Origin of the sequence: Phenylobacterium sp., assembly GCF_004297125.1 — a bacterium.
Taxonomy (GTDB): Bacteria; Pseudomonadota; Alphaproteobacteria; order Caulobacterales; family Caulobacteraceae; genus Phenylobacterium.
Map to the genome: position 1 here is coordinate 17,735 of NZ_SCVD01000024.1, position 19,669 is coordinate 37,403.

Below are 19,669 nucleotides of genomic sequence, written 5' to 3' on the forward strand. Positions count from 1 at the left end.
GCTGGATACCGAGAGCCATGCTGAAAGTTCGATCCAAGTTTGTCGTCGTGATCGCGGCGGCCGTCGGAGGCCCCTTACTGATCGCATGCAACGACGCGCAAACCAAGCCGGCGCCCGCGGCTCAGGAGGTCGCCGAAGCGCCGAAGGCGAAGACCGTGACCGTCAAGACAACCCAGGAACTGTTCACGGCCCTGATGACCGCGCGTGGCGGCGACACCTACCTGCTGGCGCCGGGTCAATACAGCGCCCTTGGCTTGCGCGGCGCGAAATACGGTGGTTCCGGCGTGACCATCAAGTCGGCCGATCCGAAGAACAGAGTCACCATGGCGGGCATTGAACTCGCCGACTGCAGCGGGCTGTCCTTCGAGGATATCGAGGTCACCATTAACCAGCGCACTCAGACCGCTCTGAATGTGAATGCCTGCAGCGGCGTTCGCCTCAGCAGCCTGGACGTCCATGGCCCGCCCGGCGCTCAGAATGGCGGCCTGTTATTCCGCAACAGCACCAACGTCATCGTCAACGACACGGACTTCCATGACCTGGGTACGGCCGTTCGCAACGTGGACAGCAACTACGTCACGATCTCGGGAAGCCGATTCAGGGATATCCGAGGGGATGGCGTCCAGACCACCGGTACGTCGAACATCACGATTACGGGCAATCACTTCACCGATTTCCACACCGCCCCGGGGGATCACCCGGACGCGATCCAGTTCTTCACGGTGAACCAGAAGGCCGAGGTTCACGACATCATGATCACCGACAACGTGATCGTTCGCGGCAAGGGTGACATTACCCAGGGCATCTTCATGGGAAATGAGGCCGATCTGGCGTACGTGGACGTAACGATCTCGGGCAACAAGGTCGTCGGCGCGATGTGGAATGGCATAGCGATCGGCAAGGGCCGGAACCTCAGTATCACCAACAACATCGTCCAGGGCTATGTGGACCAGAGTTCTTGGATCATGGCGGAGGGCGCAGTGAACGCCGTGATCTCGAACAACCGCAGTACGGACTATGTCGACAAGGACAACAAGAGCGCCAAGTTCAAGGACAACAAGCGGCTGAAGCTAGGCAAGGTTGGCGACGTTTCTGCGCTGGAATTGCCGCCCTTGCCCCAGGAAAACTGAGCCGTTCCGCGCGCGGGTCAGCCGCGCCCAGTCTTCGCCGCCCGCGTTTCGAACACTGATTTCAGGAACGCGATCAATTCGGCGGGTTCCGTCGTCGCGCGTCGCGGCTCCCGTGTCTGCGTCGCCGCCAGGGCCGTGCGGAGTTCGTCGGCGTTCCGGGCCAGCTGGACCAGCCCGCGCGCGGCGAAGGCCTCGGTGATCTCCGATTGGTGGTCGTCGTAGTGCTCGCCCAGGCTGGACAGCCGGGGCATGGCGATGACGTGGCAACCCTGGCGCAGGGCGGTGATCAGCGATCCTGTACCGCCGTGGCACACGACCACGTCAGCTTTGACGAGCAGATCCTGAATGTCCTGGAACGGCATGGTCTCGACTGCGCCCAGGCCGTCGGGTTTCAACCCGCCGACGCCGGTCTGCACCACGAGGTCGTGGGGAATCTCGCCGGCCGCCTTCAGCTCGGCGACCGAACTCACCAGGCGGTCGAAGGGCAGGGTGGCGCCCACCGTCGCGAACAGCAGTTGCTGCTTGTCGGGGCGCGGCCCGTCCAGCAGGCGCAGGGGATCGAACACCTTGGCCTTGGGATAGTAGGACGCCAGGGCCTTCGACTGGACCACCACGTCATGCGCCAGCGGCGCGGCCAGCCGCCCGAAGAGCGACGGGCCGTCGAACCTCGCGAAGGACTCGACCACCACCACGTGCGCGCCCAGCAGCCGGCCCCACAGGACCGCGAAGAACACTGCCCCGGCGCCGGTGCTGACCACCACGTCGGGCCGTTCCTTGAGCATGATCGCGGCCGAGCGGAAGAAGTTCTGCACCGCGCCGCGCAGCATCGTGAACACGCCATGCATGCGCGCCTGGCCCGCCGCGTAGTGCGGGACGAAGTGCGTGCGGTGCTGGGCCGAGAGGCTGTGCCCCAGCGCAGTGTCCTCGGTGACGAAGAAGTAGTCGTAGGCCGACCACGCAGGCTCCAGATCGAGGATCTGGCGCACATGGCCGCCCCCGGATCCCGCCAGGCACAGGCGAAGCGGCCGCGACGACGGCCTGGGATCACGACCTTCGCTTGTGGAACTCAAGGCTTGCTGCTCCCGGACATTTCGGCGGGCTTTTGGCACGCTATTCGCAAACAAACCATGCGAGCCTGGCGGACGCGATGGGCGCTCCGCAGGCGGCGTCCGCCGACCCTTGCTCACACATTGTTCACAAGCGATATTGTACCGGAGCGAGACACTGCGGTGATTTGGGAGGGAAGGGGCTGGCGCGCCGGCTTGGTCCCGCGACCCCGTTGACGCTCGGTAGACCAACAAGGGGCAATACAAAATGCGCTCATTCCGTGGCCTGTCCTTGGCCGTTTCGGTTTGCCTGCTGCTCGCAGCCTGCGGTGACAAGGAGCCCAAGGGCCAGGTCGTCGCCACGTTCGACGGCAAGGAGATCACCGCCACCGAGCTTCGCAACGAGATGGGCGCCTTCCAGGCCCCGAACGCGCAGGTCCGCAAACAGGCCGAGCAGCAGGCGCTGAACAACATCCTGTCGCGCAAGGCGCTGGCTCAGGCGGCGGAGAAGGCCGGGGTGGCCAAGACGCCGGAATTCGCGCAGCAAGAAAAGGCGATGCACGAGGCCCTGCTGGTCCGCTCCTGGCAGGCGCAGATCGCCAAGCTGACGCCTGAGCCGAGCAAGGTCGAGGCCGACAAGTTCATCGCCGAGCATCCCGACATGTACGCCGCCCGCAAGGTGTGGGTGGTGGATCAGCTCAGCTTCCCGCGGCCGACCGACCCCAGCCTTGCCGAAGCCATGCGGCCCCTGACAACGCTCGAGGATGTCGCCGCGCTGCTGGCCAGCCGGAACATCCCGTCGCGTCGCGCCGAAGGCGAGATCGACGCCCTGGGCCTGGATCCGCGGTTCACCGCCCAGATCATCAAGCTTCCCCCTGGTGAGGTGTTCGTCGTCCCGAACGGCAACGTCCTGGTCGCGAATCGCATTCGTGAGACCCGCGTCGTGCCGCTCACCGGCGATCAGGCCGTTCGCCATGCGACCGCGCTGCTGAAGAACCAGCGGACGCGCGAAGCCATTCAGCGGCAGTTCAGCTCGGTGGTGGCTGCATCCAAGAAGGAGATCAAATACGCCAAGGCGTATGAGCCGCAGCAGCCGAAAAAGGCCGCCGCGCCGGCCGCCGCGCCTAAGAAATAGGTATGTTGGCGCTGTCCGGACGGGAACGGATCAAGCGGTGAGGCAAGGCAGGGTCATGACGCTTAACGAACGGCGGCGCAGTTGTTGGGTGGCGCTTGCCGTCGGCGCAGGGGGCGTTGTGCTGTGCGCTGGGTCGGCTCATGCGCAGGCGGGGGGCGGCATGCCGTCGGCTGGCGGCGCGCAAAAACCGTTCACCGTCGATGTGATCGGAGCGATCCTCTACGATAGCAATGCGGCGAGGGGGCAAGACCAGATCGCCGTCGCGCGGGATCTCCACAAGAGTGAAGTCACCTACTCCCCCAGTGTCTTAGTGACCGTCAACCGGCCGCTCGGTCGGAATCTGGTGTTTCTGAGCGCGGCGGGGGGATATGACTTCCATAAATATAACAAGCAACTCGAAAGCGGGCGGGTAGACGTCTCTGGTGGCGGCATGGCGCGGCTGGGGCCGTGCGGCCTTAGTTTGACCGGTGGTTACGCGGTTCGGCAAAGCGACCTTGAGGACCTGCCGCTGCGGGTTACCCGCAATCGTCAAACAACCCGAAGCGTCGCTGCCCAGACCTCGTGCTTCGTCGGTACCGGCCTGACCGGGTTCCTGGGTGTCAGCGCGAGCGACACCAGCAACAGCGCCGACTTCAACCTCGTCGATTCCGACTCTGTGTCTCTCAACGGCGGCTTTGGCTATGGCAACCGGCGATTGGGAACGGTGCAGGTCATCGGCGGCTATACAAGATCGAGCTACGGCGAGAGCGCCAACCCGCTGGTCCGGAACCAACCCGGGTTCAACGCATACAATATCGGGCTGCAGTATTCGCGCGAGATCGGAAACCGCCTCAGCGGCAACGCCAGCATCACATATCAGACGGTTGACAGCAGCGATCCCCTGATCGGCAGCTCATCGAATCTGTCGGGCACCGGCGCATTGGATTACCGGCTCAACTCCCGCATGGGCCTTAATCTTATTTACTCACGAGGTGCGGCGCCTTCGATCGTCGAAGGCTACGACTACATCCTGGACGAGTCGGTGGGCCTCAGCGCGCGCTACTCTTTGTCATCTCGTATCCAGTCCTCGTTCGGCGCCAGATGGGCCAAGACAGACTACAAGGGAAGAACCCAGGTGCTTCTCGATGTTCCGACGGACGAACGGACGCGAGCGCTGTTTGCCCAGGTCTCGATGCAGTTGGGCAGGACCGCTACAGTCTCTCTGAACGTCAACCAAACCAAACGGACGTCAAACCCCGACGTGTTCGACTATACGGCCTACCAAGTGGGCGTCACAGCGAAGAAGTCTTTCTGAGTTTGCCTGCGGAGACCATGAGATGCGCTTCTCTATAACCCGGATGATGCTGGCCCTGGTGTTCGTATTGGCCGCGCCGCTGGCTGCTTTCGCGCAGCCCGTGCCGGCCGCGCCTGCCGCCGCTCCGACGGCCGCAATTCCGCCCGCCGCGACTCCGCCAGCCGCGTCCCTGTTTTCGACCGACCTCGCCGGCGACCGGCAGTACACCCTGGGCATCGGGGATACCATCGAGGTGGCGGTTGTCGGACGCTCCGACTTCAATGGCCGCGCGCGGATCGGCAGCGACGGCGCCGTGCTTCTGCCGTTCCTCGGCGCGGTCCCCGCGACCAACCGGACTCCGGGGCAACTCGCCGATGAGGTCCGGGCGGCCCTGGAGAAAGGCGGATACTTCTCGAACCCGGTCGTGCGGATCGATGTCGTGGGCGTGGCCAGCCGCTACGTGACGATCCTGGGCGCCGTGGGCGCGCCGGGTCTGATGGCGCTGGATCGGCGCTATCGCCTCTCGGAAATCCTCGCCCGCGCGGGGGGCAAGAGCGAGGCCGGCGTCGACTATGTCATTCTCACCCCGGAGACCGGCGCCTCGAAGCAGTACAAGATGGCCGATCTTGCCACCGGAAGCGGTGAACAGGATCCCTATGTCAACAATGGCGACAAGATCTATGTCCCTGCGGCGCAGACAGCGCTGTTCTACATTACCGGCCAGGTCAAGAATCCGGGCTCCTATCCCGTGACGGAGGGCCTGACGCTCCGTATGGCTCTGGCCCGCGCGGGCGGCCTCACCGAGTCCGGCAGCGACAAGAAGGTAAAGATTAACCGGAAGGGTGAGACGGTGAAGAGCGTCAAGCTGGACGAAACCATCGTGGAGCCCTCCGACATTCTCACCGTCGGCGAGCGGCTGTTCTAAGGACCCGGGCCCGATCCCATGAACATCCTTCAGTTCCTTAGAATATTCTGGGCGCGACGGCTGATCGTACTGATCGCCGTCATATGCTCTTTCGTCGGCGCGTATATCGTCGTGTCGATCGTCCAACCGCGATACGAGGCGGTTTCCCGTGTCGTCCTGAACATGGCGCTGCGACCCGACCCGGTCACCGGCGAGGTCGTCAGCGCGAGAGAGGGTGCGGCGTATTTCGAATCGCAGATCGAACTCACCAAGGATTATGCGGTGACGGGTCCGGTGGTCGATGCTCTGGGATGGCTGACTGACCCCTCCCGCATAAGCGCCTATTCACGGCGCGACCCGTCGGACACCCGCGACTTTCGCCGCTGGCTCTCGCAGGAAGTCGAGAGCAGCACTAAGGCGAGCATCGAGGGCGCGGGCTCAACGCTCGCCATCACCTTCCGGGCGCCGTCGCCGCAGATCGCCGCTGTTGGCGCCGAGACACTGCGCACCGCCTTCCTTCAGGCGAGCCTTGCGCAGCGCCTGAAAGATGCATCGGCCAACGCGAAGTTCTTCAACGCCCAGGCCGAAGAAGCTCGGAAGCTTGCCGAGACGGCCGAGAACACCAAGGCACAGTATGAAAAGGCCACCGGCATCATCATGCAGGGGCGAGAGTCCGACCTTGACAGCGAACGCCTAGCCGCGCTCGCGGGGCAGGCGACCGTTGGGCTCGGGCCGGGGGCGAGCGCCGCTTCTGGTGGCGTGAGCGCGGCGATGCAACTCGCCCAGATCGACGCCCAGATCGCCGACGCGGCAAAGCGGCTCGGCCCGAACCACCCTGAGATGCAGGCCGCGCGCATCCGGCGCGACATGGTCGCCAAGGTCGCGGCCCAGGAGGCTGCGAATGAGAACGCCGTGACCAGCGGCGCGGCAGGCGCCGCAGCGATCTCGCGTGCGCTCGCGGAGCAGAAGGCGCGCGTCATCGGCCAGCGTGACCAGGTCGAGCGGCTGCGGCAACTTCAGGCGGAGGTGGACCTTCGTCGCGACCAATACCGCTCCGCGGCCGCCAAGGCTGCGCAGTATACGATCGAGGCTTCGGTTTCCGACTCTGGCGTGACGCCGCTGGGTATCGTGGTGACGCCGTCGAGCCCCATCTTCCCGAACAAGCCGCTGATCCTGGGTGGCGCTGTTGGCCTCGGCTTCGGGATGGGCATGGCCCTCGCGCTCCTCCTGGAACTTCTGAATCGTCGCGTACGCAGCGTCGATGATCTCAAGCTGTCGAGCGACATCCACTGCATCGCCGTGATTGAGGAACCCAGCGGTAAGAATCCCGCGCGTAAGCTCCGTCGGGCCATTCGCAATCTCTTTCCCCGATGGACCGGAGCGCCCACGTGACGAGTGCGACACGCACGGCCGAACGACCCGGTGGAGCCGCGCCCGATGGTGCGAGCCTGGCGAAATCGGAAGTGCAATTCTCTCCGAACCTGGTGACGCTTTCGGCGCCGCTGAGCTCCGGCGCGGAATCCATCCGCGTGCTCCGGACTCACGTGCTGGCGCAGCATGTCAACGCGGGCCGACGCGCGCTGGCGATCTGCGGTGCAAGCCTGGGCGTCGGGTGCACGTTCGTGTCCGCGAACCTAGCCGTGGCCCTGGCCCAGAGCGGCCTGAAGGTGCTGCTGGTGGACGCCGACCTTCGCGCGCCACGCATCCAGGAATTCATCCGGCCGGCCAGCCCAACTGGCGGCCTAGGCGCATGCCTTCGCGCGCCAGGTTCCGCCATTAGCGACTTTATCGAGGAGGATGTGTATCCAAACCTCTCGGTCATGTTCGCTGGCGAAGAGTTGGTCGACACCCAGGAACTGTTGGCGCGGGAGTGGTTCGACGAGGTGATGAAGTATTGCCTGCGCGAATACGACGCGACGATCGTCGACACGCCGCCGGCGAACACATCCTCCGACTGCCGCCGCATCAGCAATGTGGTCGGCTATAGCCTGCTGGTGGCCCGCCGCAACCGGAGCCTGGTGTCCGACGTGAAGACCCTGGCCGAACAGTTGATCGACGACCACGTGAAGGTGGTCGGCACCCTCTTGAACGCGGACTGAGATGACGGAAGCCGTCGCAAATCCGCCTTCGGAAGCGCTCAAGGCGTGGCTGGCGCGCTGGCCGTTGCTGCTGGGCTTCGTCGTGCTCGGGATCTCGACGATCTCGACGCTTGGCAAGCAGGTCTGGTCGCGGGAGGAGGGGGCGCATGGTCCGATCATCCTGGCGACGGGAGCCTGGCTGATCTGGCGGCAGGCGGCTTCATTCAAGGAGAACGCCCGACCTGCTTCGCCCTGGCTGTTGGCCTTGGGTCTCCTGGTCGCGCTACCGCTCTTCATCTTCGGCCGGGCCTTCGATTTCATCAGTCTGGAGACAGCGGGCCTCTATATCGTCGGCCTGACCATGCTCTACTCGGTGTTCGGCCTGCCGGCGCTGCTGAAGAACTGGTTCCCGCTGTTCTACATGGCGTTCCTGATCCCGCCGCCGGGCTGGCTGCTGGACAAGATCACCGCGCCGCTGAAGCAGTTCGTCTCGTATTTCTCGACGGAGGCGATGTACCTCGTCGGCCTGCCCATCGCCCGCGAAGGCGTCACGATCCGGGTGGCGCAGTACCAGCTCCTGGTGGAAGACGCCTGCTCCGGCATGAACTCGCTCATCGGTCTTTCGGCGATCAGCCTGTTCTACATCTACCTTCTGCGAGGTTCGTCGCTGCGTTACGCGGGCCTCCTGACGCTGTTCGTGGTGCCAATCGCCATCGTCGGCAACATCGGCCGCATCATTATCCTGATCCTGCTGACCTACTTCTTCGGCGACGAGGTTGCGCAGGGTTTCGCGCACCAAGCCGCCGGCGTCTTCCTGTTCGCGATCGACCTGCTGCTTGTCTTCGCCCTGGACAGCCTGCTCGCTCGCACCCTTCCCAAGTCCTGGCGGCCCGCATCGTGATTGCTCGACGTGACCTCCTGATCGGCGGCGCCTGTGTCGCGGCCGCCGGTGTCGGCGCGGCGCTCAAACCGCGCCGCAACGTGTCGTTGCTGGCCAAGAACGAGACGCTGGCGAACATCGTGCCGGCGAAGTTCGGTCCTTGGCGATCCGAGGACGTCGGCGACCCGATGGCGATCAACGGTCCGGAGACCCTGTCGGCGCGGCTCTACAATCAGTTGGTCTCGCGCATCTATACGAACGACGAGGCGGGAGCCTCGGTGTTCATGCTGCTCGCCTACGGCGGACGGCAGACCGACGAACTCCAACTGCACCGGCCGGAAATCTGCTATCCGGCCTTCGGTTTCGAGCTTCTGCGCAACGAACCGACAAATCTGGATCTCGCGAAAGGGGTCGTGATCCCGGCACGCCGTCTTCTGGCCGACAGCGAGAGCCGGCGCGAGAGCATCGTCTACTGGACCCGCATGGGCGAATACCTGCCTTCATCGGGCGGCCAGCAACGCGAGGATCGATTCCGCATCGCGATGCAGGGGATCATTCCTGACGGCCTGCTGTCGAGGTTCTCGACTATCGCGACGGGCCCGGCGGACGCGTGGACAGAACTCGAGACCTTCGTGACCGCCCTGGTCGCCGCGACGCCAGCGAAGCACCGCAAGGTCCTCATCGGCACGGAACGTGCGGACGCGCTAGCGGCGCAGACCAAGGCCTGATGGCCCGCCAGCCCAGAACCTCTACTTGCGGAAGACTTGGTCGCCGTCGCTCGCCATGTGAGACAGTTTGGCGCTAACCTGCGCGCGGGTCAGGCCCATCATGACCTCGTTCCCGATCGTAGCAGGTGCCCCGGTCCTGTTGTCGTAGATCATCCAGTTGTCGCCGGCGCCGTCCTTGCGGGCCTCGTACCGGGGGCCTTCGCGGCTCTCCGTCTCTTCGCGCCGCATCTTCGCGGCCATGGCGAAAATCTCCGCCTGCTTGGCATTGCTGCGGGCTTCGGCGTTATCGATCATCCGCTCGGTGCTGATTCGAGCGTCTTCCGCCGCTTCCTCCACCTGGGTCAGCCCGCGGCCGCAGCCCGCCAGCAACAGGGCGGTCGAGACAAAGACTAAACTGGTCCGCAACATAGGTAGGGCCTTCGCGTCCGCCGGCTCCCATGGTAGCCGGCATTCGCCCCGGCGCAACGAACAGTTCAGGCGTCTCTTGTCGCCAAAGCGGTGCGTGGCCGGCCATGTTTGAGGTTTGTTTGGATCGCGCCGGCATAGTTATGGCGCAGCCGCTTCCGCCATCGATGCGGGCGGTCCGAAGCCGGGAAAACGCCGTTGAGATCTTTGTCCCAGGCCGTTCGGACGCTGATGAGCGGCGGCATGCTCAAGAACATCTTCGTCGTGGGTTCATCTCACGCCTTTATCTACGCCAACACCTTCTTACGCGGCGTATTCCTCGCGCGGATCCTCGGGCCGCACGATTACGGTCTGGCGCTCATTCTGATCTCGATCACCGGGGCATTGGATCTCTTCGCCGACGCAGGCATCGACCGGTTCGTGGTGCAAAGCCGCTTTGGACATCGCAGCGACCTGATGCGGACGGCCCATGCCTTTCGTGTCGGTGGGTCGGCCGTCGTGGGCCTCGCCATCGTGCTGCTGTCGTATCCGGTGTCCCGGGCCTTCGACGCGCCTGAGCTCTGGCTGCCGATCGCGCTGACGGGCGGCATCGTCACCATCCGCGGGTTCGTCAACCTCAGCTACAAGCTCCAGCAGCGCGAACATCGCTTCGGACGCGAGGCCGGGATTCAGGCGACGATCTACACCGTCGAGCTGCTGGCCACGACTTTGGTCGCCTTATGGACCAAGAGCTATTGGGCCGTGCTTGTGGGCGCTTACCTCAACGCGATTACCCAGATCGTGCTGTCGCACATGCTTGCGAACGGGAAGTACAGCTTCATTCCCCGGGGCAAGCTGGTGGGGCTGGTCAGCCGCTTCTCGTTGCCAATCTACATGAACGCCGCGCTGCTGCTGGCCTCGGCGCAGGGCGACCGCCTGGTGATCGCGGCCTCCTTCAGCAAGACCCAGCTCGCGTTCTACGCGGCCGCCTCGGCGATCGGCGCAGGCGTCACGGGCCTGGCCGGTTCCATGACGATGAACATCATGCTGCCGAGACTGGCGCCACGGGACGGGGGACCCGGCCTCTCGCGCCGGCACATCAATCAAATTACGGCGCTCTTCATCGGTGGGTCGCTCGTGTTTCTGGCTGCGATCACCTTGGCTGGGCCGACGCTGGTGGGACTTCTCTATGGGCCCGCCTTCGTAGGCCTGGGAACGCTGGTGTTCGCCGCAGCGATCGCGCAGATGATCCAACTCGAACAGAGCTGGCTCACGACACTTCTGATGGCAAACGGCCTTACTGCGCGTTTCCCAATGATCACCATCATGCGGGCGGCTGCGTTCCCCACAGCGTTGGTCCTGGTGAGCCTCGGCTTCTCGATCCTGGCCGTCCCCCTGGCGTTCGCGTTCGGCGCGACCCTGTCCTTGGCCGTATCGTACCATGCGGCCAGTGGGCTCAAACTGATCGATGGCCGGCTGATCGTGGTCTCATTCGCGCGCGTGCTCCTGGCCTCGGCCGCCGTCCTCCTTCTGGCGCGGAGTTGGGCCGTGGCCTAGGCTGACCGAGTCACGCTGCAGGAAGCCTCGCCGGGAAGGGCACGGGGGGCGTAAGGGACATGCCACTTGCGCGGGGTGAATGTGCGAAGTACCGCGCCGCGCGCCCGCACGATGTCTGGCCAGCTCCAGTACCCGGGGGTTCGCGTCGGGGGACGCTCAAGAAGGAAGACGGATGCCGCAGCTGCGGGAATTCATAAAGCGCAACATGCCGACAGGGCTGCGCAACGCTGTGGTCGATGTCCGCGACCTGTTCGCCGCGCCGGCGCTCGAGGACATCGTCCTGCACGACTACGCCTTGGCGCCAGACGCCGATGCGCGCCCGCGCCTCTCGCTGGTGATCCCGAGCGTGGACCCGGCTGGCGCGTTCGGGGGCGTGACGACGGCCATCGACATCTTCCTGGACCTCTGTGTGAGGACCGGCGCCCAGGCACGGATCATCACCGACGATTTCGAGCGTCGTCTGGACCGCAGCTTCATCGATCGTCGGGCGGCGGGGATCGGCCTGGATCCGGCCTCCGTCGAGATCGCGCGCCGAACCACCGAAGTTCCCACCATACAGGTGCGTTCGCGGGACATTTTCATCGCCTATAACTGGTATATTGCGCTCAACGTCCGTTCGCTCATCGACCAGCAGGCGGCGCACTTCGGCGGGGCTCCTCGACCGTTCCTGTACGTGATCCAGGACTACGAGCCGCTGTTCTACAGGCTCTCGTCTACGCACATGCTGGCGCGTTTGGCCTTCGATCCGGGGCGGCCGTGCTGGGGCCTGTTCAACAGCTCGCAGCTCCACGCGTTTTTCGAGGCGCAAGGCCATCAACTCGAGCACAGCTACGTCTTCGAGCCCAAGATCCCGCGGGGCCTGCGTCCGGCGCTGGAGGCCGGACCGATCGCCAAGACCAAGCGCATCCTGGTCTACGGCCGCCCCCAGATCCCGCGGAACTGCTTCCCTGCGGTGGAGAAGGGCCTGAGGCTGTGGGCGGCGCGATATCCTCAGTTCGCGGATTGGGACGTCGCGTCGGCGGGCCTGACGCACAAGCCTGTGCCGATCGGGGCCGGTCGGGCCCTTCGCTCGCTGGGGAAGCTGCCGCTCGAGGACTATGCCAACACGTTGCGGACCACCGCCGTCGGCCTGTCCCTGATGGCGTCGCCGCATCCCAGCTACCCGCCGCTCGAGATGGCCCACTTCGGCGCGCTGACGATCACCAATCGGTACGCCAACAAGGACCTGGGGCCCCTCCACGACAACTTCATCTCGATACCCGACATCGACGCGGCGACCATCGCCCACGCGCTGGCCCAGGCATGCGAGCGGTTCGAGGCCGAGCCGGATATCGGCTGGCAGGGCAAATCCCGGATGCCCGGATATCTGGACCCCGCCGAATGGCCGTTCCTGTCGGAGTTGGCTTCGGACCTGAAGGTGGTCTGGGACCGCTGACGGCTCGGGCGCCTCGCTAGCGGAGGGCGAGCCAAGCCTGACGGACGGGCTCGAGGCGCGGTGGGACGTCCTGATCCAACGGGTGCTTCACTTCGAAGGCCATGCCGGCCAGGTCGCCGCGTCGCCACTTCAGCACGACCTCGAACGCCATCCCAGCCTGGAAATTGATCAGAATGAAGCGCGGCGGGACCTTGTGAAGATGCGAGAGTTCAATCTTCGCGCCGCTCTCGCTCAGGTCCTTGATGACGCAGTCGGCCCATATGCCCAGCTTGTCGCCATGCATGATCCGGCCGCGCGTATTGATAGATACCCGCGGTTCGGCGCGCCGGTCGAGGAAGGATCGGGCGTTAGTCATCCGATTACCTAACCAGAAAAACGCTTTAGAAGTCCTTCGCTTGTGACGGTTACCGTGCGGCGCGTGGACGCGGCGTAGTCTAGCGCGGCCGGAACAGCACTTCACTCACCCGCCGCGCGCCGTCCACACGGTCGAGTTGCACCACCACGTCGATGACGCGGCTGACGTAGGTCTGCACCTTCTCCCAACCCAGATCGACGCCGGAGGTGAGGGCCAGCAGGGCGATCTGGTCCAGCGCGCCCGCGGGGCTGTCGGCGTGGATCGTGGTGAGCGAGCCGGGATGGCCGCTGTTCACCGCGCGCAGGAAGGCGAAGGCCTCCTTGCCCCGAAGTTCGCCCAGCAGGATCCGATCGGGCCGGAGGCGCAGGGACGCGGCCAGCAGGGCGTCGGCGTCGACCTTGGCCTCGCCCAGTTCGCCCCGCACGGCCACGAGGCCGACACTGTTGGCGTGGTCCAGCCGGACTTCCGGCGCGTCCTCGATCACCACCAGGCGTTCCTCGCGGTCGATCTCCTTGACGAGGGCGTTCAGGAGGGTGGTCTTGCCGCTGCCGGTGCCGCCGGAGATGACGATGGTCTTGCGGCGCTTCACCGCCATCTTGAGGAAGGTGTGGAGGTCGCCGCTCTCCAGCACGGCCTCCAGCTCGGCGTCGGCCTCCCGGGTCTTTGCGGCGTCGGTGCGGTGGGCCGCGTCGAACAGGCCGTCGCGGGCCAGATCGCCGACGCTCATGTCCGAGATCAGGTGCTTGCGCACCGCCATGGCCAGGCCGCCGCGGGTGGCCGGGGGCGCCACGACCTGCACGCGGGCGCCGTCGGGCAGGGTGGCCGACAGCAGCGGCTGCTCGCGGTTGACGCCCTGGTGGCTGGCGGCGGCGATCTGGCGGGCCAGGCGCTGCAACGCCATCTCGTCGAGTTCGTCGGCCGGTTCGCGGCACATGGCGCCGCCGGTGGTCTCGACCCACACTTCGCCCGGCCGGTTGATCAGGACGTCGGTGACGTCCGGCCGCGAGAGCCAGGGAGAGAGGGGCGCCAGATAGGCGGAAAGATAGACGTTCGCGGTCATCGCACCACGGATGAGAAGTCCAGGTCGCGGGCCACCGAGACCTGAACCGGAGAGCCCTGGGCCACCTTGATGGTGTCGGGCATGTCGATCTGCTTCTGCAGGGCGATGGCGGCGGGGTTCGAGCCCTGGCCGCCGGCGCCGCCGATCACCAGCGTCGTGCTGTCGCCGCTGCTGGCGCTGTTGGCCAGCGCCTGGCCGCCGGCGCTGATGACGGTCAGCAGGATCGAGGAGCCGAAGCGGCGCACGAAATGGGTGTCCACCTCGCCCGACAGGCCACCGCGGCCGAGCTCGTCGGTCGCCGGCGAACCCACGTCGATGGTGACGCCGGTGGGCGTAATGATCCGCGACCAGACCACGAAGGCCCGGGTCTGGCCCACGGCGGCGGCGCTCTTGTACTGGCCGACCAGCCGCGAGCCGCGCGGGATCAGCACCCGGCTGCCGTCGAAGCTGCGGACATCGCGGCTGACCACCGCGCGGACGGCGCCCGGGAGGTCGGAATTGATCGCCGTCTCCAGGGTGGCCGGGATCACCGAGCCCTGCGGCACGGTGCGGCCCAGGTCGCGCATCTGGGTGGCGCGGGCGGTGTCGCCCAGGCCGCGCGTGACGCCGGCTGCGAACCGCTCATCGGCTGACTGGCGCACGTCGTTGGCCGGCGCAGGACCGGCCACGGCCTGGTTGGGGGAGGTGTTCGCCTGGGCGAGCTGGACGCCTTCGGCCGCGGCGCTGGCGGCGCCGAAGTCGACGACGACCGTGGGCGCGCGCCAGTGCGCCTGCTCGGGGTCGGCAGGCGGGGCGACGGATTGCATGACCACCGGGGCCGGCGGGGCCGCCGCCGGAGCGGGGGCGGGCGCAGGCGCGGGGACGGGAGGCGGCGCGGGTGCGGCCTTCGGCGCGGGCGGCGGCGCGGTCTGGGCGCGTGCGTCCCGGCCGCTGGCCAAGCCGTTGAACACCATGACGCCCAGAACGGCGGCGCCGGCCACGCCCACCCACATGGTCCAGGGTGAATCTGGCGCCTGCACCTGCGGGCGCGCCGAGGCGGCGCGCGCGAAGACCGGGCTGAGGTCGGACGGGGTCTGGTCGTTGCGTTTCATCGCCGCCACCACGGATCCTTCTTGCGCTGCGGGAGCGCGCTGGCTTCCTCGACGCGGAAGCCGTCGTTGTAGATGCGAGTGATCTCGTCGCCTCGACGCAGCACGAAGCCGCGCGCGACGCGGTCGGCGACCACATAGCCGTCGCGCTCACGGGTGTTGACCACCGCCTCGCCGCCGTCGGCGTTGAGGGCGAAGATCGCCGGCAGGTCCTCGCCCTGGCGGAACGAGAAATAGGTGTCCTGGCCGTCGTCGAAGACCTTCACCGGCAGGGTCCTGGGTGAGCCCTGGTAGGAATAGGCGACATTCGCTTCCACCGGCGGCTTGGGCGGCGGGGGCGGGGCGACGTAGGCCATCACCGGCGGCGCGTAGAGGAAGCGCACGGTGAAGGGCGTGCTCCGGGCCACGGCGCGCGGGCGCAGGCTGAGCTCGAAGTTGTAGCGCCGCAGGTTGGTCACCACCGTCATGTTGGTGGGCGGCCGTTGCGACATCGGCTTCAGGAACAGCAGGTTCGCGCGCCGGTTCGGCGTGACCTGCCAGCCGAGGGAATCGCCGATGGCGACGTTCTCGATCCGCTCGGCAGGATCGAACTCGACCGAGAGCTGGTAGCCCAGGGCCACCCTCAGCTCGACGACCTCTTCAGGGTCGTAGGCGACGACATGGATGCGCGGGTCGCCGGGCCCCGGCTGGGGAACGACGGCCAGGGCCGGCCCCGCGACAAGGGCCAGGGTGACGGCGAGGGTTGATAGGCGGATCATCGGGCGGCTCCCGCGCGGCGCGCGGTGAAGGCGGGACGACGGTAGGCGTCCCCGAGGCGGCGGGTCTCGTCGAGGCCGACGGACACGTGGCGGCTGGTGCGGGCCGAGGCCGCGGCGGAGGCGGCCGCCGCCGTCGAGGCGGAGCGGGTGCGCGCGGCGGTGGCCTGGGCCTGATCCCGCTGCAGGTCCATGGCCAGGCGCTCGGCGCGCGAGGGCAGCGGCGCGAGGCCGGCGCCCGCCGCCTGAGCGATCCGGCCGGACTCGCCGGCCCGCACGCCGCGGTCGACCGTCGGGGAGGGCAGCTTGAAGCCGAACGCCATGACGCAGGCGCCGATGACCAGGGCGGCCTGACCGGCGGCGAAGACGAAGACTAGCGCCGCGGCGCTCATGGCGGTCTGCGGCTCGAGCCGCTGACCCATGCGCTGCTCGGTCAGAATGGCGACCCAGGGGTCCAGTACGATGAGCATCAGCACCACCAACAGCCAGGCCACCATGGGGACCAGGGCCGAGGCGACGAGGGCCCGGAGCCAGCCCACGAACAGGCCGCGTGTCATCGGGATCAGCGCCAGGACGATGAACAGTGGGCCGACGGCCGTCAGGACGCCGATCGACAGGGTGGCGGCCGAGATCACGCCGGCGCTGGTGAGGAAGATCGCGCCCGAGGCCGCGGCGGTCGCCTCGGCGGCGGCGGCCTGCGGGCTGGAGTAGCCCTTGGCGTCCGGCCCGGCGAGCTTGCCGTAGGCGGCGGCCGTGACGCTGAACTCGGTGTAGGCCGCCTGCAGCCCGTCGATGGGGCTGGCGGCGAGGCCGGCTTGGTCGGCCCCCTGCATGGGGCCGGCGACGAGGCCGGCGATCTCGACGGGCGCGCGGGCGGCGGTGTCGAAGACCAGGGTCTGGAACGTGGACCAGCTGGTGACCAGCGCCATGATCAGCCCGACCTTGAGCGCGATCGCCGGCGCATCGGACAGGCGCACAGAGCCCTGGGCGAACAGCATCCGGTAGCCGATGAGGGCCACATAGATGACCAGCAGCGCGGTCAGGGCGGTCTGGAACACCGACGAGCCCGTCGTGAGCGCCAGATAGCCGCCCTGGGCGTAGGCGCGGGTCTGGCACTCCACGGTGGCGAGGACGCCGCGGATCAGTCCGTCGTCGACCAGGGCGGCGCAGGCGTTGCTCATGCCGCGCTCCGGCCCTTGCGGTCGCGATCTTCCATGAAGGTCGGCAGCCAGGCGGCGGGCTCGTCGCCCACCTGCTGGCGCAGCACGTCGAGGCGGCGCACGGCGCGCTCGGTGCCGGCCAGGACGGCCAGTTCGCCCGAGAGGCCCGTCAGGTCGAGCCGGGCCACCACGCTGTGGTCGCCCCGCTTGATCAGGAAGCAGCGCGAGGTGTCCGGCAGGCTGCGCACCAACTCGAACTCGTGCTCGGTCAGGCCGAAGCCATCGACGTAGTCGGACGCCTTGGCCCGGGCGTTCGGGAAGAAAATCTGCGTCGCCGCCTGCTCGATGATCGCCGAGGCGATCCGGCTGTCCAGGGCGTCTGAGGCCGACTGGGTGCAGAAGCCCACCAGGCCATTCCGCTTCCGGATGGTCTTTTCCCAGTCCTTGATGCGGCGCACGAAGACGGGGTCGTCCAGGACCTTCCAGCCCTCATCGACGATGAACATCGCCGGCGTGCCGTCGAGGCGCTGCTCGAGGCGGTGGAACAGGTACATCATCGCCGGGACCCGAATGGTCGGCGCGTCCAGCACCTTGGTCATGTCGAAGCCCAGGATGCGGGTCTCGATGTCCAGGAGATCGTCGGCGTTGTCGAACAGCCAGGCGTGGTCGCCGCCCTCGCACCAGGCCGACAGGCGCGAGGCCAGGTCGCCGGCGCTGGGACGCCGCGCGCCGCGGAACAGCTCGCGCAGGTAGCGCAGGCGGCGGTGTCCGGCGGGCTGGGCGAAGTTGGCGTCGATCGCGTCGGCGATCATGGCGCGGTCTTCGCTGTCCAGGGTGTCGCCCTCGGTGGTCAGCAACTGGGCCACCCATTCGCCGAGGAAGGCGCGGTTGGCGGGCGTGTCGGCCATGGCCAGCGGATTGAAGCCCGTCGGCTCGCCCGGCGAGATCACGTCATAGCGGCCGCCGATGGCGCGGATGAAGGGCTCGGCGCCGCGGTCCTTGTCGAAATAGGCGATGCGCGGCTTCAGCCGCTCGGCCTGGGCCAGCAGGAAGGTCAGCAGCACGGTCTTGCCCGATCCCGACGGGCCGATGACCGTGAAGTTGCCCAGGTCGCCGTTGTGGAAATTGAAGTGGTAGGGGCCGAAGGCGGTGGTCTCGAGCACGGCGATGGCCGGGCCCCAGTGGTTGCCGTCGGCTTGGCCCGTGGGGTGGTTGTGGAAGCTGGCGAGGCCCGCGAAATTGCCGGCCGAGATCATCGCCTTCCGCGAGATGTATTTGAAATTGGCCGGGAACTGGGCCCAGAAGGCCGGCTCCAGGTTGACGTCCTCGCGCACCGCCACCGCGCCCGCCTCGGCCAGGGACGACTGGATGTCGGCGACGCCGGAGTCCAGTTCGTCCAGGGTCTCGGCCTTGGCCAGGATGGTCAGGTGGTGTTCGCCGTAGGCCGCGCGCCCGGCGCCCACGTCGTCGCGCGCCTGGGCCAGTTCGCCGCGCAGGCTGAAGGCGTCGTCCTCGGCGGCCTTGAGCCGGCGCAGCGCCAGGCCCATGCGGTCCAGCGCAACCTGCCGGTCGACGAAGGCGAAGCTCTCGGTGAGGACCATCTCCATCGGCAGTCGCAGCACGCCGTCCAGCAGACCGGGCGCCGTGCGGGCCGGATAGTCCTTCATCGAGACCATGGCGCCGAAGCTGGGACCGTCCGGCCCGCCGCCGAACTCCATGGCGTCGAGGCCGAAGCTCAGGCGGCGCGCGGCGATGGCGTTGGAGAGGTCGCCCGTCGGCGCGAGAACGGGGCGCAGCTCGCCGTTCAGGATCAGGCTGAGGAACTCGGCGGGCTCGGAGCGCTGGGCGCCGCCGCCGGCGGTGTAGAGGCCCAGGGTGCGGGCTCCGTAGGGCGCGAGGGCCGCGGAGAACGCTTCGCGGACCGCATGCAGGTCGCGCAGGTCCCGGGCGGCGTCGACGTCGCGATTCCGCGACCCCTTCATCAGGCGCTCGAGGAAGCCGCCGGCGCCCTGGGTGGGCCGCATGACCAGGGTCAGGAAGATGTCGTTCACGTAGAGGCGGCGGCTAGCCAGCTGGTCGCGCCAGCGCGCATCCAGCGTGGCGCAGAACGGCTCTTCCGGCGCGGTCGGGAACGACGGCGTCACGCGCCGACGCACCACGTGGTGATAGACCGCCAGGCGCGAGCTGGCCGCGCCGCGCAACACGGTCTCGCGGATCGCCTTGCGGTAGTTCAACTCCTCGTCCGGCGCCGTTTCGAACGGAAATCCGGCCAGGTGCAGGGTCTGGACCAGCAGGCCGTCGCGGGTGCGAAGCGTGACGTCGTCGGCGTGGCCCAGGTAGGGCAGGCGCGAGCCCACCGCCACTTCCCGCGGCGCCAGCACCTTGGCCGCGCCGGTGGTGAGGTAGGTCCCACTCATGGCCGGTACGAGTTCCCGCGCCAGAAGGCGAAGTTGCGGACGCGCGGGCAGGTGGACAGCCGCGTGACCCAGAGGTCGAAGAACCGCGGCTCACGCAACGACCCGACGTAGCCCACCGCGTGCAGCACCACCGCGATCAGCAGGGACCAGAAGGAACGCGTGATCAGGAACACCTCGGCCGTGACGATGAGGTTCAGCACCGCGTAGGGATAGGTGACGCCACCGATCATCTGGGGCCGCGTCAGCGCCGCGAACACGGGATCGGACGCGAGCCGGCTCATGGC

General features: G+C 67.1%; 19 protein-coding genes. 10 read left to right on the plus strand and 9 right to left on the minus strand.

What is annotated here, in order from left to right; genetic code table 11:
* Positions 1-17: 17 nt before the first annotated feature.
* Positions 18-1,130, plus strand: a complete 1,113-nt coding sequence (locus tag EPO51_RS16310) for a right-handed parallel beta-helix repeat-containing protein (protein WP_293352440.1) — start codon at positions 18-20, stop codon at positions 1,128-1,130.
* 17 nt (positions 1,131-1,147) lie between these two features.
* On the opposite strand, the gene welK is transcribed toward EPO51_RS16310, so the two are convergent.
* Positions 1,148-2,560, minus strand: coding sequence for a beta-1,4-glucuronosyltransferase WelK (gene welK, locus EPO51_RS16315; protein WP_363200918.1), 1,413 nt, complete (start codon positions 2,558-2,560; stop codon positions 1,148-1,150).
* Between welK and EPO51_RS16320 the strand changes: the two genes are divergently transcribed.
* Genes EPO51_RS16320 through epsI form a run of 7 tightly spaced genes read left to right on the plus strand, consistent with a single transcriptional unit; the run spans position 2,445 to position 9,174 of the window.
* The gene (locus EPO51_RS16320) at positions 2,445-3,311 is read left to right on the plus strand and encodes a hypothetical protein (protein ID WP_293352444.1); all 867 of its coding nucleotides are present in this window, start codon (positions 2,445-2,447) and stop codon (positions 3,309-3,311) included. The two genes, welK and EPO51_RS16320, sit on opposite strands and share 116 nt — an antisense overlap.
* 55 nt (positions 3,312-3,366) lie before the next feature.
* Positions 3,367-4,605, plus strand: a complete 1,239-nt coding sequence (locus EPO51_RS16325) for an outer membrane beta-barrel protein (protein ID WP_293352446.1) — start codon at positions 3,367-3,369, stop codon at positions 4,603-4,605.
* 43 nt (positions 4,606-4,648) lie between these two features.
* Complete coding sequence (locus EPO51_RS16330) at positions 4,649-5,509, plus strand: SLBB domain-containing protein (protein WP_293352448.1); 861 nt, start codon at positions 4,649-4,651, stop codon at positions 5,507-5,509.
* Positions 5,510-5,527: 18 nt separating this feature from the next.
* Complete coding sequence (locus EPO51_RS16335; protein WP_293352450.1) at positions 5,528-6,880, plus strand: GumC family protein; 1,353 nt, start codon at positions 5,528-5,530, stop codon at positions 6,878-6,880.
* Positions 6,877-7,587 (plus strand): CpsD/CapB family tyrosine-protein kinase, encoded by a 711-nt coding sequence (locus EPO51_RS16340; protein WP_293352452.1) that lies wholly within the window; start codon positions 6,877-6,879, stop codon positions 7,585-7,587. Before EPO51_RS16335 ends, EPO51_RS16340 begins: the two co-directional genes overlap by 4 nt.
* 1 nt (position 7,588) lies before the next feature.
* Positions 7,589-8,467, plus strand: coding sequence for an exosortase V (gene xrtV / locus EPO51_RS16345; RefSeq protein WP_293352454.1), 879 nt, complete (start codon positions 7,589-7,591; stop codon positions 8,465-8,467).
* A complete protein-coding gene (epsI, locus tag EPO51_RS16350; RefSeq protein ID WP_293352456.1) occupies positions 8,464-9,174 on the plus strand; it encodes an exosortase-associated protein EpsI, V-type in 711 nt (236 codons plus the stop codon). The genes xrtV and epsI overlap by 4 nt, the downstream gene beginning before the upstream one ends.
* Positions 9,175-9,195: 21 nt before the next feature.
* Here the strand turns inward: epsI and EPO51_RS16355 are convergent, their stop codons facing one another.
* A complete protein-coding gene (locus tag EPO51_RS16355; protein ID WP_293352458.1) occupies positions 9,196-9,582 on the minus strand; it encodes a hypothetical protein in 387 nt (128 codons plus the stop codon).
* 240 nt (positions 9,583-9,822) lie between these two features.
* Between EPO51_RS16355 and EPO51_RS16360 the strand changes: the two genes are divergently transcribed.
* Complete coding sequence (locus EPO51_RS16360; RefSeq protein ID WP_293352460.1) at positions 9,823-11,115, plus strand: oligosaccharide flippase family protein; 1,293 nt, start codon at positions 9,823-9,825, stop codon at positions 11,113-11,115.
* A 172-nt stretch (positions 11,116-11,287) separates the two neighbouring features.
* Entirely contained in the window at positions 11,288-12,550 is a 1,263-nt protein-coding gene (locus EPO51_RS16365) for a rhamnosyltransferase WsaF family glycosyltransferase (protein ID WP_293352462.1), read from the plus strand.
* Positions 12,551-12,566: 16 nt separating this feature from the next.
* Here the strand turns inward: EPO51_RS16365 and EPO51_RS16370 are convergent, their stop codons facing one another.
* The 7 genes from EPO51_RS16370 to EPO51_RS16400 all read right to left on the minus strand — a co-directional run bounded on the left by EPO51_RS16370 (position 12,567) and on the right by EPO51_RS16400 (position 19,666).
* On the minus strand, positions 12,567-12,905 hold the full coding sequence (locus EPO51_RS16370) for a PilZ domain-containing protein (RefSeq protein ID WP_293352464.1): 339 nt from the start codon (positions 12,903-12,905) through the stop codon (positions 12,567-12,569).
* A gap of 79 nt (positions 12,906-12,984) precedes the next feature.
* Positions 12,985-13,965: a P-type DNA transfer ATPase VirB11 gene (gene virB11, locus EPO51_RS16375; RefSeq protein WP_293352466.1), complete on the minus strand. Its 981-nt coding sequence runs from the start codon at positions 13,963-13,965 to the stop codon at positions 12,985-12,987.
* Positions 13,962-15,056 (minus strand): type IV secretion system protein VirB10, encoded by a 1,095-nt coding sequence (virB10, locus tag EPO51_RS16380; protein ID WP_293352468.1) that lies wholly within the window; start codon positions 15,054-15,056, stop codon positions 13,962-13,964. Before virB10 ends, virB11 begins: the two co-directional genes overlap by 4 nt.
* Complete coding sequence (locus EPO51_RS16385; RefSeq protein WP_293352470.1) at positions 15,053-15,811, minus strand: TrbG/VirB9 family P-type conjugative transfer protein; 759 nt, start codon at positions 15,809-15,811, stop codon at positions 15,053-15,055. The genes virB10 and EPO51_RS16385 overlap by 4 nt, the downstream gene beginning before the upstream one ends.
* Entirely contained in the window at positions 15,808-16,989 is a 1,182-nt protein-coding gene (locus tag EPO51_RS16390; RefSeq protein WP_293352472.1) for a TrbL/VirB6 family protein, read from the minus strand. The genes EPO51_RS16385 and EPO51_RS16390 overlap by 4 nt, the downstream gene beginning before the upstream one ends.
* Positions 16,986-19,385 carry a VirB4 family type IV secretion/conjugal transfer ATPase gene (locus EPO51_RS16395; RefSeq protein WP_293352474.1) on the minus strand — a complete coding sequence of 800 codons (2,400 nt, stop codon included), beginning with the start codon at positions 19,383-19,385 and terminating at the stop codon, positions 16,986-16,988. Before EPO51_RS16395 ends, EPO51_RS16390 begins: the two co-directional genes overlap by 4 nt.
* A complete protein-coding gene (locus EPO51_RS16400) occupies positions 19,382-19,666 on the minus strand; it encodes a VirB3 family type IV secretion system protein (RefSeq protein WP_293352476.1) in 285 nt (94 codons plus the stop codon). Before EPO51_RS16400 ends, EPO51_RS16395 begins: the two co-directional genes overlap by 4 nt.
* Between the last annotated feature and the right edge of the window lie 3 nt (positions 19,667-19,669).